General features: G+C 68.5%; 18 protein-coding genes and 1 pseudogene. 9 read left to right on the plus strand and 10 right to left on the minus strand.

From position 1 onward, the window contains the following. The 5 genes from ABIS05_RS20245 to ABIS05_RS20265 all read left to right on the plus strand — a co-directional run. Positions 1-1050 (plus strand): TRCF domain-containing protein (locus ABIS05_RS20245; RefSeq protein ID WP_348011462.1); only part of this gene is annotated, 1050 nt, incomplete at its 5' end. A 45-nt stretch (positions 1051-1095) separates the two neighbouring features. Next, positions 1096-1422 (plus strand): AbrB/MazE/SpoVT family DNA-binding domain-containing protein, encoded by a 327-nt coding sequence (locus tag ABIS05_RS20250; protein ID WP_348011463.1) that lies wholly within the window; start codon positions 1096-1098, stop codon positions 1420-1422. Positions 1423-1424: 2 nt separating this feature from the next. Beyond that, entirely contained in the window at positions 1425-1853 is a 429-nt protein-coding gene (locus ABIS05_RS20255; RefSeq protein WP_348011464.1) for a type II toxin-antitoxin system VapC family toxin, read from the plus strand. A gap of 85 nt (positions 1854-1938) precedes the next feature. After that, positions 1939-2649, plus strand: coding sequence for a phosphoserine phosphatase SerB (serB, locus tag ABIS05_RS20260; RefSeq protein WP_348011465.1), 711 nt, complete (start codon positions 1939-1941; stop codon positions 2647-2649). Next, positions 2646-3362, plus strand: coding sequence for a transporter substrate-binding domain-containing protein (locus ABIS05_RS20265; protein WP_348011466.1), 717 nt, complete (start codon positions 2646-2648; stop codon positions 3360-3362). The genes serB and ABIS05_RS20265 overlap by 4 nt, the downstream gene beginning before the upstream one ends. A gap of 17 nt (positions 3363-3379) precedes the next feature. On the opposite strand, the pseudogene ABIS05_RS20270 reads toward ABIS05_RS20265, so the two are convergent. The 6 genes and pseudogenes from ABIS05_RS20270 to ABIS05_RS20295 all read right to left on the minus strand — a co-directional run. Beyond that, positions 3380-3484 (minus strand): annotated as a pseudogene (locus ABIS05_RS20270) (PEPxxWA-CTERM sorting domain-containing protein); the annotation flags it as partial. Between the two features lie 293 nt (positions 3485-3777). Next, complete coding sequence (locus ABIS05_RS20275; protein ID WP_348011468.1) at positions 3778-3996, minus strand: RNA-binding S4 domain-containing protein; 219 nt, start codon at positions 3994-3996, stop codon at positions 3778-3780. Beyond that, positions 3989-5791 carry a thiamine pyrophosphate-binding protein gene (locus ABIS05_RS20280; protein ID WP_348011469.1) on the minus strand — a complete coding sequence of 601 codons (1803 nt, stop codon included), beginning with the start codon at positions 5789-5791 and terminating at the stop codon, positions 3989-3991. The genes ABIS05_RS20275 and ABIS05_RS20280 overlap by 8 nt, the downstream gene beginning before the upstream one ends. Before the next feature lie 33 nt (positions 5792-5824). Further along, complete coding sequence (locus ABIS05_RS20285) at positions 5825-6148, minus strand: hypothetical protein (protein ID WP_348011470.1); 324 nt, start codon at positions 6146-6148, stop codon at positions 5825-5827. A gap of 41 nt (positions 6149-6189) precedes the next feature. After that, positions 6190-7320, minus strand: coding sequence for an AI-2E family transporter (locus tag ABIS05_RS20290; RefSeq protein ID WP_348011471.1), 1131 nt, complete (start codon positions 7318-7320; stop codon positions 6190-6192). Between the two features lie 75 nt (positions 7321-7395). Next, positions 7396-8655 (minus strand): MFS transporter, encoded by a 1260-nt coding sequence (locus tag ABIS05_RS20295; RefSeq protein ID WP_348011472.1) that lies wholly within the window; start codon positions 8653-8655, stop codon positions 7396-7398. Between the two features lie 71 nt (positions 8656-8726). Here ABIS05_RS20295 and ABIS05_RS20300 point away from each other — a divergent pair, with 71 nt between their 5' ends. The 4 genes from ABIS05_RS20300 (at position 8727) to ABIS05_RS20315 (ending at position 12330) form a co-directional block, all read left to right on the plus strand. Then, positions 8727-9536, plus strand: coding sequence for a helix-turn-helix transcriptional regulator (locus ABIS05_RS20300; RefSeq protein ID WP_348011473.1), 810 nt, complete (start codon positions 8727-8729; stop codon positions 9534-9536). A gap of 85 nt (positions 9537-9621) precedes the next feature. Then, positions 9622-10605: a hypothetical protein gene (locus tag ABIS05_RS20305; protein WP_348011474.1), complete on the plus strand. Its 984-nt coding sequence runs from the start codon at positions 9622-9624 to the stop codon at positions 10603-10605. A gap of 120 nt (positions 10606-10725) precedes the next feature. Then, a complete protein-coding gene (gene nadA / locus ABIS05_RS20310; protein WP_348011475.1) occupies positions 10726-11826 on the plus strand; it encodes a quinolinate synthase NadA in 1101 nt (366 codons plus the stop codon). A 213-nt stretch (positions 11827-12039) separates the two neighbouring features. Beyond that, positions 12040-12330, plus strand: coding sequence for a late competence development ComFB family protein (locus tag ABIS05_RS20315; RefSeq protein WP_348011476.1), 291 nt, complete (start codon positions 12040-12042; stop codon positions 12328-12330). 213 nt (positions 12331-12543) lie between these two features. Here ABIS05_RS20315 and ABIS05_RS20320 read toward each other — a convergent pair whose 3' ends face one another. The 4 genes from ABIS05_RS20320 to nadB form a co-directional block, all read right to left on the minus strand. Next, complete coding sequence (locus ABIS05_RS20320; RefSeq protein WP_348011477.1) at positions 12544-12726, minus strand: hypothetical protein; 183 nt, start codon at positions 12724-12726, stop codon at positions 12544-12546. Between the two features lie 62 nt (positions 12727-12788). Continuing rightward, positions 12789-13115, minus strand: coding sequence for a DUF5615 family PIN-like protein (locus tag ABIS05_RS20325; protein ID WP_348011478.1), 327 nt, complete (start codon positions 13113-13115; stop codon positions 12789-12791). After that, the gene (locus ABIS05_RS20330; RefSeq protein WP_348011479.1) at positions 13099-13311 is read right to left on the minus strand and encodes a DUF433 domain-containing protein; all 213 of its coding nucleotides are present in this window, start codon (positions 13309-13311) and stop codon (positions 13099-13101) included. The genes ABIS05_RS20325 and ABIS05_RS20330 overlap by 17 nt, the downstream gene beginning before the upstream one ends. A gap of 42 nt (positions 13312-13353) precedes the next feature. Next, positions 13354-14958, minus strand: coding sequence for an L-aspartate oxidase (nadB, locus tag ABIS05_RS20335; RefSeq protein ID WP_348011480.1), 1605 nt, complete (start codon positions 14956-14958; stop codon positions 13354-13356). Positions 14959-14977: the final 19 nt, after the last annotated feature.

Genomic DNA, 14977 nt, shown 5'->3' on the forward strand with positions numbered 1-14977 from the left:
GAGGCCGTGCTGCGCGAGTTGAAGCGCGGCGGCCAGGTCTACTTCCTGCACAACGAGGTCGAGACCATCGAGAACCGGCGCCAGAAGCTGGCGGAACTCGTGCCCGAGGCGCGCATCGTCATCGCCCACGGCCAGATGCCCGAACGCGAGCTGGAGCGCGTCATGCGCGAGTTCGTGGCCGGCAAGCACAACCTGCTGCTGTGCTCCACCATCATCGAGACCGGCATCGACGTGCCGGCCGCCAACACCATCATCATTGCCCGCGCCGACAAGTTCGGGCTGGCACAGCTGCACCAGTTGCGCGGCCGCGTGGGCCGCAGCCACCACCAGGCCTATGCCTACCTGATGGTGCCCGACCTGCAGGGCCTGACCAAACAGGCCATGCAGCGGCTGGACGCCATCCAGGCGATGGAAGAACTCGGCTCGGGCTTCTACCTCGCCATGCACGACCTGGAGATCCGCGGCGCCGGCGAGGTGCTGGGCGACAACCAGAGCGGCAACATGATGGAGGTCGGCTTCCAGCTCTACAACGACATGCTCAACGAGGCCGTGCGGTCGCTCAAGGCCGGCCGAGAGCCCGACCTGCTGTCACCCTTTGCCGCCACGACCGAGATCAACCTGCACGCGCCCGCGTTGCTGCCGGACGCCTACTGCGGCGACGTGCAGGTGCGCCTGAGCCTCTACAAGCGCCTGGCCACGGCCGAGAAGAACGAGCAGATCGACTCGATGCTCGAAGAGATCACCGACCGCTTCGGCACGCTGCCGACGCAGGGCCAGACGCTGTTCGACACCCACCGCCTGCGCGTGCTCGCCAAGCCCTACGGCGTCAGCAAAATCGACGCGGCGCCATCCATCATCAACATCAACTTCCGCAAGGACCCGCCCATCGACCCGATGCGCGTCATCGAGCTGGTGCAGAAGAACCGCAACATCAAGCTGGTCGGCAACGAGAAGCTGCGCGTGGAGAAGGCGCTGAGCAGCCCGCAGGACCGGGCGCAGGCGGTGCGGGAGGTGTTGAGGCTGCTGGGCCAGCCAACGCGGGAAGGTTGACGCCACATATGCCAAGGCATATGCTTGGCTGACAAGGAGGCTGTCATGCACAAAGTCGCCGAACCCACCGCCCGTTACGCCGCTACGGCGGAACCCACATCCGAGCGTCATGTCCGCCTGTTCCGCAATGGCGCGAACCAGGCGGTGCGCATTCCGAAGGAATTCGAGCTGCCCGGCAGCGATGCGGTGATGCGCCGCGAAGGTGACCGGCTGATCATCGAATTGGTGAAGCCCCAGCACCCGAAAGGCAGCCCGGCGGCATTGCTGGCAGCGCTTGAAGAAATGGCAAGGCTCGGCCCTATCGAGGAAGTCTTTCCCGATGTCGATGCCGGCCTGCTGCCGCTGGACGACATCGATCTGGAGCGCGACTGAAGATGGCTGAGCCCGGCATCTACCTGCTGGACACCAACGCCGTCAGCCACATCATGCGCAACACGGCCGGCGCCGTCGCACAGCGTTACCGCGAACACTTGTTGAGCACGGAGCCGCCGCGCATGGTGACGAGCGTCGTCGTGCAGTGCGAGCTGGCTTTTGGCCTGGCAAAAACGCCGTCGCCCCGATTGCAGGCTGCCTACGACATCCAGATGCAGCAGTTGCCCGTGCTGCCGCTGGACGAGGACGTGGTCGGCTACTACGCCAGCTTGCGTGCTGCGCTTGAACTTGCGGGCACGCCGATGGGCGCCAACGACCTGCTGATCGCCGCTCACGCCTTGGCCGTAGGTGCCACGGTCGTCACCAACGACACCGACTTTCTTCGCGTGCCGGGGTTGGCGGTCGAGAACTGGTTGCTGGCGCCAAGCTAGCAGGCTGTCGCGCTGCACGCCCTGCGCGCCGCCACTGAACCGACCGGGATAATCCCGGCCATCGCTGGCCCTGACTCCCGACCCCGTGACCTCTTCCGCCCCTGAAGGCCTCGTCCTGCGCGACGGCCCCGCGCTGCCGCCGCTCTCCCACTTCAGATTAGCCGCCTTCGACATGGACTCGACGCTGATCAGCATCGAGTGCATCGACGAGATCGCAGCGCTCGCCGGCAAGGGCGATGAGGTGGCCGCCATCACCGAAGCCGCCATGCGTGGCGAGATCACCGACTTCAAGGACAGCCTGCGCCGCCGCCTCGCCCTCCTGGCCGGCGTGCCCGCCAGCGTGCTGGACCGCGTGCTGGCCGAGCGCCTGACCTTCAACCCCGGCGCGCGTGAACTCTGCGCGGCGTTCAAAGCTGCCGGCATGAAGCTCGTGCTCGTCTCCGGCGGCTTCACCTTCTTCACGCGTTATGTGGCCGCCGAGTTGGGCATGGACTTCGTGCGCAGCAACGAGCTGGAGATTGCCGACGGCGCCCTCACCGGCCGCGTCGTCATGCAGGACTGGGGCGACATTTGCGACGGCGAGCAAAAGCGGCTGATGCTGCTGGCCTGCTGCGCAGAGGTCGGCTGCCGGCCCGACCAGGCCATCGCCGTGGGTGACGGCGCCAATGACCTGCCGATGATGGGCGCGGCCGGCCTGTCGGTGGCCTATCACGCCAAGCCCAAGGTGCGCGAGCAGGCCAGAGTCGCGATCAACGAGGGCGGGCTGGATCGCTTGCTCAGCCTGCTGCGACCGTGAGGCTCGCGGCGTTGCTGCTCGCTGGCACCCTGCCCTGGCAGGCGTGGGCAGCCGAGCCAACGCTGCGCTTCATCGCGCCGCTCAACCATGCGATGCCCTTCAGCGGGTTCGAGAACGACCAGCTGACCACCGGCATCGTCAAGGACATCAGCGCCGCCATCGCCGAACGGCTGGGCCGGCCGGCCGAGTACGTCTCCGTGCCGCCACGGCGGGTGGCGCAGGTGCTGGCGGCCGGCGAGGCGGATGGCGTCTGCTACGTGGCGCGGGACTGGATCGACGGCAACTTCCACTGGAGCCCGCCGGTGATGCAGCATCAGGGCGTGGTGGCCGCCCGGCCGCAGGCACCGCCCCTGACCCGGCTGCAGGACCTGGCCGGGCAGCCACTGGGCACGGTGCACGCCTACCGCTACCCAGAGGTCGAACAGCTGCTGGGGAAGCGGTTCGTGCGCGACGACGCGCCCAGCATGCTGATCAATCTGCGCAAGCTGGCGGCCAAGCGCACCCAGTACGCCTTGACCGAACAGATCACGCTGGAGTTCCACAACAAGCTGCGGCCGCAGGACGGGTTGAAAGCGGCCTTGCAGACCACGCGCTACACCACGCACTGCGCGTTCACGTTGGCGCACCCGCTGCCGCTGGACCGGCTGGACCAGGCGGTCAGGGACATGGTGCGCGACGGCAGCGTCGAGCGCATCCTGGCGCGCTACCGCTGAGCGGTAGCGCGCCGTTTTTAGCCGCGCAGGCGGCGGCGCGTGATGCCACCCACGACCGCCAGGCCGGCCAGCATCAGCGCGTAGCTTTCGGGCTCGGGCACGGCGGTCACGGCCAGCACGTCGGACACGATGGGCGTCGCGTTGGAGGCCTGCACGGTCGACCGTTTTCGCCTTCCTTGTACTCACGCACCTGGATGCCGCTCAGGCCGGTAGCGGCCGTCGGGTTGTCGGGGCTGGCGTAGGTGCCGCGGTTGGAGATGGCACCCAGGAAGGTGATGGCGGCGGGTTGGTAGTTGGTCGTGTACGACGCGGCCTGGAAGACGTAGAGGATGTCGCCGCCGCTGGAGAGGTTGGACGCGCCGCAATCCCTGAGGGCATCGATCTGCGGGGTGAGGCGAACCCGAGGGCGGCGTTGTCAGGCGTCGGCTGGCAATACCGTGACCTGCTGGCCGCCGAAGCTCACCACCTGGCCGGCGCGCATCTTGGCCGTCTTGCGCAACTCGACCTGACCGTCCACCTTGACCTCGCCGGCCGCGATCAGCACGCGCGCGCGACCGCCGCTTTCGACCAGGCCCGTCGCCTTGAGCAGCTTGTCGAGTTCGATGTAGTCACCGCGGAGTTGGAGTTCAAGCATGGGGGTTCTTCTGAGCCTTCTCGGCGGTCTCGCGGATGGCCGTGAGCGTGGAGCGGGAGGTGGAAACGTCGGCCGACAGGCGCAGGTGAATCAAGGCTGGCTTGCCGGCCGCAATCGCCGCGTCCAGCGCCACGTCGACCTGCGCCGTGCTCTCGGCCTTGAATGCCGCGAAGCCATAGGCCTCGGCAAGCTGCGCGAAGTCGGGGTTGAACAGGTCGCTGCCCGACACACGGCCGGGGTACTCGCGCTCCTGGTGCATGCGGATGGTGCCGTAGGTGCCGTTGTCGACAACGATGACGAGCAGCTTCTTCGCGCCGTAGCCGGTGGCCGTGGCGAGTTCCTGGCCGGTCATCAGGAAGTCGCCGTCGCCGGCGATGTTGACGACCCAGCGAGCCGGCGCCGGGCCGTCCCAAGCCGGCGACTCCCCCTCGGGGGGCAGCTGACGCGCAGCGTCAGCGTGGGGGCGCCAGTCCTGCTGCAGCAGCGCCGCAGCCACCGCAGCCGGCACGCCGTAGCCCATCGCACCGGAGGTCGGCGCCAGCTGTGTCTTGCCAAAGCGGTGCAGCGCCGTGTAGCGGTGAAAGCGGTGCAGCCAGCCGCTGTAGTTGCCGGCGCCGTTCGTGAAGATGGTGCCCTCGGGCAGCTTGGCGTCGATGAGGTGGATGAGCTCGGCCATGTCCAGCGGCGCGACGGGCGTGGGCACCAGGTTGGCCACGTAGTCGGCGTTGGCGGCGGCGGTCCAGTCGCGCCAGGCGATGTCGGCCGGCGGCACCAACCCGGCCAGCGCCGGTGCAGCCTGGCTCATGCTCGCGTTGATGAGCAACTCGGCGGTGTAGACACGGCCCAGTTCCTCGGCGCCGGCATGGATGTGGATGAGCGCCTGCGCCGGGCGCGGCGCCTGCAGCAGCGTGTAGCCGCCGGTCGTCATCTCGCCCAGGCGCGGGCCGATGGCGAGGATGAGATCGGCCTCTTTGACGCGCGCCGCGAGCTTGGGATTGATGCCGATGCCCACGTCACCGGCGTAGTTCGGGTGGACGTTGTCGAAGAGATCCTGGAAGCGGAAGGCGCAGCCGATCGGCAGGCCCCAGGCTTCGGCAAAGGTCTGCAGCGCCGTCGTCGCCTCGGGCGTCCAGCCGCCGCCACCGGCGATGACAAGCGGCTTCTTCGCCGCCGCCAACCGCTCGCGCAGTTCGGCCAGCGCAGCCGGCGTGGGCGCGGCTTCGGCCGGGCGCGCCGGTGCGACGACGGGCGCCGTGATCGGCTTCGTCAGCATGTCCTCTGGCAGCACCAGCACGACCGGGCCGGGGCGGCCTTGCATGGCGGTGTGGAAGGCACGCGCGACGTATTCGGGCAGGCGCTCCGCGTCATGCACCTCGCCCACCCACTTGGCCATGCCCAGCGTGCCGGGGCCGAACATCTGGCGGTAGTCCACCTCCTGGAAGGCCTCGCGGTCGCGCTGGTCGCTGGCCACCTGGCCGATGAACAGGATCATCGGCGTGCTGTCCTGGAAGGCCGTGTGCAGGCCGATGCTGGCGTTGGTCGCACCCGGGCCGCGCGTCACGAAGCAGATGCCGGGGCGGCCGGTCAACTTGCCTTGCGCCTCCGCCATGAAGGCCGCGCCGCCTTCCTGGCGGCAGGCGATGAAACGGATCTTGTCGGCGTACTCGTGAAAGCCGTCGAGCACGGCGAGGAAGGATTCGCCAGGAACGCCGAATGCGGTGTCGATGCCCTGGGCAATCAGCGCCTCGACCAGCTTGTGGCCGGCAAGGACGGGGGTGGTAACTTGTCTAGTCATGTTGGAACTTTAGCCGGCCAAACCGTCACCGCGTCACCGCACCCCGTCGATCGCCCGCTCCATCATCTTGTCTTTGAGCGTGGCTTCCTGCTTGATGTCCAGTGCCTGGTGCAGCAAGGGCGCGCTACTGGACGCCGCCGGCTTGGGCACCGGCGTGGCGGGCAGCACGTTGACGGGCGGGGCAACCACGGCCTGTTGCTTGTGCCCGGCGGGGCATGCGGCGTTCGTGTACGAGACCTGCTGCCCGTTGACGCACTTGCGCAGGGGTGCCGCACTCGATGCGGTCAGCGCTTGAGTCGAGCCGACCCAGGCCTGAAGCGCCTCCCGCTTCTGCCAGCCGAGGACCAGCGCCGCCACGCAAGCGGCTGCGACAACGAGCCCGCGAACCGACATGGCGCTCAGGCCTCAGGCGTAGCCGGGCCGGCGGGCGTGTCGCCTTCGCGCGGTTCAGGCGTCGCCAAGGCCTCCTCCCGCGCCGTCGCAAACAAGTCCCACACCGCCATGAACATCGCCGCGATCACGGGGCCGATGACGAAGCCGCTGATGCCGAAGACGGCCATGCCGCCGAGGGTGGAAATCAGCACCAGGTAGTCCGGCATCTGGATGTCCTTGCCGACGAGGATGGGGCGCAGCACGTTGTCCACGAGCCCAATCACAAACACGCCGTAGATGATCAGCGTCACGCCCTGCCAGATGGCGCCCGTGACCAGGAAATACAGGGCCACGGGCAGCCAGATCAACCCCGCGCCGATGGCCGGCAGCAGCGACAGGAAGCCCATCAGCACCGCCCACAGCAGCGCACCCTGGATACCGAAGAACCAGAACGCCAGGCCGCCCAAGGTGCCCTGCGTCGCGGCCACCAGGATGTTGCCCTTGACGGTGGCACGGATCACGGTGATGAACTTCACCGCCAAGTGCTGTCGATGCGCCGGCGCCAATGGCACGGCAGCGCGAATGCGCCGGGTCAATGCGGCGCCGTCACGCAGCAGGAAGAACGCCAGGTACAGCATCACGAAGAAGCCGACGATCAGGTCCAGCGCGTTCTGGCCCATGCTGTAGACGTAGGTCGCAATCATCTGGCTGCCGCGCCCGATGGCCTCGGTGATGCGGGCCTGCAACTCGCTGACGTCCGTCAGGCCGAAATGCTTCAGCAGATCGTGCAGCCCGCTGGGCAGCACCGCGACGACCTGCTCGAAGTAGCGCACGAAGTTCGTCTGCCCCGACTGCACGCGCTGGTAAAGCGCCGCGCCCTCCTTGACCAGCATGCCGGTCAGCAGCGTCATGGGCAGCACGACCATCAGCACGACCAGGAACAACGTCGCCAGCGCCGCCAGCGTGCGCCGCTGCTTCCACTTGCGCAGCAGCCAGACATAGATCGGCATGAAGACGATGGCGATCACCGCGCCCCAGAACACCGCGCCGCTGAAGGGCAACAGGATCCACACGAAAGCCAGGCTGGCGGCGATCATCAGCGCCAGGAAGGCCTTGTTCTCAAGGCTGGGTGAGGTGACGAAGGTCTTGAATTTCATGTGGCGCGACGGGGCTGCCCGAGGGCGGGCGGAGTCGCGCATGGTACGGGTGGGCGGGGGCTGACCCCCGCGCCATCAGGCCGGCACTGCAGCGGCCAACCGGCGGCGGCTCAGGCCGAGCCCCACCATGCCCGCTGACAGGATGCCCAGCATCAACGCCGCCGCCGACCCGGCGAACACGCCGCGTGGCATGCCGTGGTCGAGGATGGCGCCGAACACCGGCGCAGCCAGCGCGAAGCCGATGTCCAGGCCGGAATAGACGGTGCCGTAGACGCGGCCCGTCGCTCCCGGCGGCGAGGCGCGCTTGATGAGCATGTCGCGCGACGGCCCGGCCAGCCCGGTGCCGAAGCCAGCCAGTGCCGCGACCGCCGCCGCCAGCCCGCCCGGCAGCCAGCCGGTGGCCACCAGCAACAACATCGCGGCAGCAAATGCCATCGCAACGGCAATGACGCCCTCCAGTCGCTCGGCCTTGGCCACCAGGAAGCCGCCACACACCATGCCCGCCGCGCCGGCCAGCATGTAGCCGGTGACGACGTAGGCCGTCAGCGCCAGCGGCAGGCCGTAGATCTGGTGCAGCGCGGGGCTGGCAAAGCTCTGGATGGCCGACAGGGCTGCGGTGGACCAGAAGAAGAACGAGAAGCACAGCCACACCGACGGCAGCTTCAGGAAGGCCATCGGATGTTCGGCCTTGACGCCCACGGCCGGCTTGGCGTGGCCCCATGAGCCCTGGCGGTCGTCTATTGCCCCGCGCTGCCAGAACAGCAGCGCCATCACCGCCAGCGCGATCAGCGCCGTGCCGACGTAGGCGAAGCGCCAGTTGCCCGTCGCCTCGGCAATGCCGATGGAGAACACCGGCGCGAAGGCCCAGCCGAGATTGCCACTGATGCCGTGCACCGAGAACGCGTGGCCCAGGCGCGGCTGCGAGACGCGCTTGTTCAGGATGGTGAAGTCCGCCGGGTGGAAGGGCGCATTGCCGAAGCCGGCGAGCGCCGCCGCCAGCATCAGCCCGCCAAAGCCTTGGGCCAGGCCGGCGGCTATGGAGGCGAGAAAGAAGCTCGCCATCGCCGCGAACAGCACGGGCCGCGCGCCAATGCGGTCGACGATGAAGCCCGATGCCGCCTGGCCGGCACCCGAGATGACAAAGAACGTCGTCACCAGCAGGCCCAGCTCCGAATAGCTCAGGCCGAAGGCCTGGATGAAGGCCGGGAACAGCGGCGGCAGCAGCATGTGGAAGAAGTGCGAGGTGCCGTGGGCCACGCCGATGGTGGAGATCGTCGTGACGTCGCGCCGCCGTTGCTGGCCGGCGTCGAAAGAGGAAGCGAGGGTCGTGTCCATGGCTGCCAACTGTAGAAAGGCGAGCGGCGGCCCGGTTACGATGGTTCGTCAAGTTCTATCGAAATCCAGCCATGGCCCGCCGGCAGAGTTTTCCCGCCTTCTCACCCGAGCGTTTTGCGCCCACGGCCGCGCGCCCGCTGCGCGCCAAGGCCCGTGTGCTGGAGCATCTGGCCGACATCCAGCCGCACCGCCATGACTGGGCCCAGCTCGTCTTTTCGATGACGGGCGCGGTGCGCGTCAGCACGGAGGCGTCGACCTACATCGTGCCGCCGTCGCGGGCCGTGTGGATTCCGCCCGGCATCGTCCACGCGGTGACGGCCATCGAGCAGGCCGACCTGCGCACCCTGTACCTGGGCGCCGAACTGCTGGCCGGCGAGGCCTGGACGGTGGGCCGCGTGCTTGAGGTGTCACCGCTGTTGCGGGAGCTGGCAGCCGCCCTGCCCGGCGACCCCGACCCGGCGCCGCCCGAGACGCCGGCCGACGCCGAGCGGCGCCATAGCATCGAGCGGCTCGTGCTGATCGAGCTGCAACGCGCGCGGCCGCTGGCGCTGGGCGTGGCCCTGCCGCAGGACGCGCGGCTGCGCAAACTCTGCGAGGCCATGCTGCGCGAGCCGGGCCGCCACGCCGGGCTGGACGACTGGGCCGCAGAGGCCGGCGCCAGCCCGCGCACGCTGAGCCGCCTGTTCCGTGAACAGTTGGGTACCAGCTTTGCGCAGTGGCGCTCGCAACTGCTGCTGGCCCACGCGCTGACGCTGGCGGCGCGCGGCCGGCCCATGAACCTCATCGCCAGCGAGCTGGGCTACGCCAGCGCCAGCGCCTTCACGGCGATGGTGACGCGCACGGTGGGCATGCCGCCGAGCCGGTTCTTTGCCGAAGCCTGACACTTGTGCGGGCTGTCCACCGCCGGGCGCGCTTCAGCGTTGATGGGCAGCATGCAAGGATGACGGCATGAACAAGGAGACCCACATGAAACGACGTCAATGGATGGTGGATGGCGGCAGCGCACTTCTCGCCGCAGCGCTGGCAGGGCTCACTCTGCCGGCCGCAGCACGCAACGACGACGACGGCGAGTTCGTCATCCTGCAGGCCCGTTACGGCACGCAGGAGAACCATGTCGACGTGACCGACCGCCTGCGCGATCTGGCTCGCCAGGACCGGCGCCTGCGGCTGACGAACGACCTCTTCGGCGTCGACCCCGCCCCGGGCCGCGCCAAGACGCTGCGCATCTTTGCCCGTGACCGCCAGGGCCGCGAGCGCATGTTCGAGACCCGCGAAGGCGGCTGGATTGACGGCGCCCAGTTCACCGGTTGGCGCGGCGGCAATTGGGGCGACGCCAATGGCGAGCGCGGCTGGCACGGCCGCAATGACGGGCGCGGTGATGGCCGCGGTGATGGCCGTGATAGCGGCGAATTCACCATCCTCTACGCCACCTACGGCACGCAGCGCCGCGAGGTGGACGTGACCGACCGGCTGCGCGAGCTGGCGCGGCGCGATGAGCGCTTCCGCCTCGGCAACGACAGCTTCAACGTCGACCCCGATCCCGGCCAGACCAAGCAACTGCGCATCGTTGCGCGCGACCGCAGCGGCCAGGAGCGCAGCTTCGAGTACCGCGAATACATGACCGTCGACGGCGCCCAGTTCATCGGCTGGGGTGGCGGCAACTGGGGCGGTCACTGGGACGGCGGCCACACCGGCCCGGCGCGGCCGGGCAACGGGCACCTGATCATCGAAAGCGCCAGCTACGGCTACGGCAACCGCCGGGTGGACGTGAGCCAGGCGCTGCGCGCACGGGTGCGCGGCGACCGCTTCGAGGCCGAGGTGAGCAACGACCTGTTGGGCGTCGACCCGGCTCCCGGCAAGGACAAGCAACTGATCGTGACCTACCGCCGCAACAACGAGGCGCCACAGACCGTGCGCGTCAACGAGGGCGACTGGGTCCGCCTGCCGTAAGCGTGGGCTTGGCGGCGCCGGCCGGGCGCCATAGGAGTCTGCGCGGCAGAGCGCAGACTCCTCAACCGCTCTGCGCGACACTTGCGGGACGAACTGCGGCCACCACGGCCGATGCCCAAGATGTCCCAAACACTTTTCGACTACACCAAGCAGGACGCCGCCGGCGCCTGCTCCACCGCGCACGCCTGGGCCAAGGTGCCGGCGCCGCTGACGCCGACCGAGCGCCACGCGCTGGCCGAGCGGGCTGCCGCGCTGCTCAAGAAACACAACGCCGTGCTCGTGGCCCACTACTACGTCGAAGGCGCGCTGCAGGACCTGGCGCTGGCCACCGGCGGCATCGTGTCCGACTCGCTGGAAATGGCCCGCTTCGGCCGCGACCATGCCGCGCAGACGCTGGTGGTGGCCGGCGTGCGCTTCATGGGCGAGACGGCCAAGATCCTCAGCCCCGAGAAGCGCGTGCTGATGCCCGACCTGGACGCCACCTGCTCGCTGGACCTGGGCTGCCCGGCCGACGACTTCGCAGCGTTTTGCGACGCTCACCCGGACCGTCAGGTCGTCGTGTATGCCAACACCAGCGCCGCCGTGAAGGCCCGCGCCGACTGGATGGTGACGAGCTCCTGCGCGCTGGAGATCGTGGCCGACCTGCATGCCAAGGGCCAGAAGGTGCTGTGGGCGCCGGACCGGCATCTCGGCCGCTATATCCAGGACGAAACTGGCGCCGACATGCTGATGTGGAACGGCGCCTGCATCGTCCACGACGAGTTCCGCGCCCTGGAACTGGAGCTGCTGCGCGAGCAGCATCCCGGCGCGCTGATCCTGGTGCACCCGGAGTCGCCCAAGGGCGTCGTCGAGCAGGCCGACGTCGTCGGCTCCACCTCGGCGCTGATCAAGGCCGTCGTCGAGGGCACGGCGCAGGAATACATCGTCGCCACCGACAACGGCATCCTGCACCGCATGCGCCAGCTGGCGCCGGGCAAGACGCTGATCGAGGCGCCCACCGCCGGCAACAGCGCGACCTGCAAGAGCTGCGCGCATTGCCCGTGGATGGCGATGAACGGCTTGGCCAACCTCGTCGACTGCCTGGAGAGCGGCGAGCCGCAGATCCATGTCGACGAAGACGTCCGCGTGAAGGCCCAGGGCTGCATCAACCGCATGCTGGATTTCGTCGCGGCGAGAAAGACTGCCGCTGCGGGCATGACACCGGGCATTGGCGCGGCCTAAGGAAACGCCGAGCAAGCGCCTCGCGCGCAGCGCATCCCAGCTTTGGGCGTGCTGCTGCGTTGCAAATGCTCGCCGGGTGTTCAACCCGGCTCCGCTTTGCGCCTTGCAGCACATCCCAAACCAGGGCGCGCTGCATCGCAGGAGCTTGCCCGGCGTTTCCCGCGCTATAACTCGGCATTCCGACCGCCCCATATCCTCGCGAGGACACCCGCCATGAATGCCGACTTCAGCTCCCTGTACAACCACCACGAGCGCGAAGTCTTCGGCGCGGTGGTCGATGCCTCCAAGGACTTCCCCGACATCGCCGCCAGCAACGACCTGCTCTGCGACGTCTGCTGCGTGGCCCTGAACCGCCTGCCCCCGCGCTACATCCGCCACGAGGTGGACTTCAGCTTCTACCTGACCGAGCACGAGCGCCTGGAGATCGACAACGGCATCGCCGAGGCGGTCAGCTACGCCTACAACTTCGTGCAGGCAAGGACGGCGCTGCGGGCGCGGAAGTAAACCGCGCCGAGATCCCTGGCTTTGCCCAACCGCGCTGTTCGAGCAGCCCTAATCGCGTGCCTTTTGCCGGCCGCGCTCGCTGCGGGGGCTGCGCCGGAGCCCCGCCCCGCCGATTCGCAAGCCGTCACGCGGCTGTTGACACGGCTGAGCGACGAAGGCCTGTACGGCGACAGGCTTCGACAGGGCTGCGCCTTCTTCCTTCCAGTCGCTTCATCAGAAGCAGGATGGCTTGAGATCGGCGCGCATGAAAAGCACGACAGCCCATGTGGCGGCGACCCGCAGACGGCGCCAGCGCTTGATCATTTCCGCGTCCACCATGACACGGGACTGATCTTGTGGCTCGACCCAATATCGGGCGACTTCCTGAGCTTCGAGAGCATCTGCCGCGTCCGGCATTGCGCCAAATCCCGGCCACCGACACCGCCGCCGCCCTGAATCCTCGCCTCCGACGGAGAACTTCAATCTGCCGTCGGGATGCGCAGGAAGCGCCGCAGGCCGAGATCAGCCAGGGCCGACTGCAAGGCAGGAACCAATCGCTGCAGGACGATCAGCTGATTCGAATGTGCTTCGAGCACGATCACCACCAGCGGCAGGCTGGCTTCATGCTGTTGATATCGCAGGTTCTGGTCCACGGTGATGAGGGCGTCGAACTCATTGCCGGCGAGCGCGAGCAAGCGGCCGTTCTTGGCCCCCGACCAGCCCATCTGCACCACCGTGCGAACCTCGTGCCCGATGAGTTCGCGGGCCAGGCGAGCCGGTACGCACTCGTCAAGCAGCAGCCGCATCGGCGAGTAGCTGCAATCGTGCGGCCTCCAGAACGGCCACGGCGCGAGTGCGATCAATCGCCGGGAAGTCCTCCAGGAAGTCTTCCAGCGTCGAACCGTTCTCGAGGTAATCGAACAGATGTTTGACCGGCACGCGCGTGCCGGCAAAGCACAGCGCACCGCTCATGACGTCGGAATCACGGGACATGATCTGCATGGTTGCCTCCGCTGCGGTCGGTCGGCCAAGTTTAGGCGCGCCTCAGCGCCGCCGCCGCTCGCTGATCAATACCGTCGGGAAACTCACCGGCAACGTGCGTGGGTAGTCGCGGCTGAAGTGCAGGCCGCGGCTTTCGTGTCGCATCAGCGCCGAGCGAACGATCAGCTCAGCGCAGTCCACCAGATTGCGCAGCTCCAGCAGGTCACGCGTGACGCGGAAGCTGCCGTAGTAGTCGTCGATCTCGCCGCGCAGCAGCGCGATGCGGTGCAGCGCCCGCTCCAGCCGCTTGGTGGTGCGCACGATGCCGACGTAGTTCCACATCAAGAGGCGCAGCTCGTCCCAGTTGTGGGCGATGACGACCTGCTCGTCGGCGTTCTCGACCTGACTCTCGTCCCAGGCCGGCAGCGGCGCCGGCTCATGGATGGGCTGCTGCAGGATGTGCGCCGCGCAGGTCTGGCCGAGCACGACGCATTCCAGCAGCGAGTTGCTGGCCAGGCGGTTGGCACCGTGCAGGCCGGTGTAGCCGGTCTCGCCCACGGCGTACAGGCCCGGCAGGTCGCAGCGGCCGCTCAGGTCGGTCACCGCGCCGCCGCACGTGAAGTGCACGGCCGGCACGACGGGGATGGGCTGGCGCGCGATGTCGATGCCGAGCTTGAGGCAGCGGGCGTGGATGGTGGGGAAGTGCTCGATGAGGAAGGCTTCGCCGAGGTGCGTGGCGTCCAGCAGCACGTAGTCCAGGCCATGCTTCTTCATCTCGAAGTCGATCGCGCGGGCGACGATGTCGCGCGGCGCCAGCTCTAGGCGCTCGTCGTGGGCAGCCATGAAACGCGTGCCGTCGGGCAGCTTGAGATACCCGCCCTCGCCGCGCAGCGCCTCGGTGATCAGAAAGCTGCGCTCCAGCGGGTGATACAGGCAGGTCGGGTGGAACTGGATGAACTCCATGTTCGCAACGCGGCAGCCCGCCCGCCAGGCCATGGCAATGCCGTCGCCGGTGGAGGTGTCGGGGTTGGTGGTGTAGCGGTAGACCTTGCCGGCGCCGCCGGTGGCCAGCACGACAGCGCGCGCGGCCAGCGTCTCGACGCGCTGGCTGTCGATGTCCAGCGCGTAGACGCCGTAGACCTGTGTCGGCTCGTCGCGCTGGGCGTGGCGCGAGGTGATCAGGTCCACCGCCATCGAGCGCTCGCATAACTTGATGTTCGGGTGGCGGCGGGCAACGTCCAGCAGCTGGTCGTGGATGGCCTTGCCCGTGGCGTCGGCCGCGTGGGCGATGCGGCGCACCGCGTGGCCGCCTTCGCGCGTGAGGTGCAGTCCCATCGGGCCGGTGTCGTCGGGCGTGAAGGGCACGCCCTGCCCCACCAACCAGCCCACGGCGGCGGCGCTGCGCTCGGCAACGAAGCGGGCCGCCGCCTCGTCCACGAGGCCGGCGCCGGCATCCTGGGTGTCGCGCACATGGCTCTCGATGGAATCGTCCTGGCCGAGCACGCCGACGATGCCGCCCTGGGCCCAGGCCGTGGCGGCTTCGGTCAGCTCGCGCTTGGCCAGGACGACCACGGGCACGGTGTCCGCCAGGTGCAGGGCCACGGTGAGGCCGGCCAAGCCGGCGCCAATGATGACGACGGGCGCGCCGTCGGGGAAGGCAGCATTCATGGCGAGGCATTGTCCAGCA

It is taken from the genome of Roseateles sp., assembly GCF_039929605.1.
Lineage (GTDB): Bacteria > Pseudomonadota > Gammaproteobacteria > Burkholderiales > Burkholderiaceae_C > Pelomonas.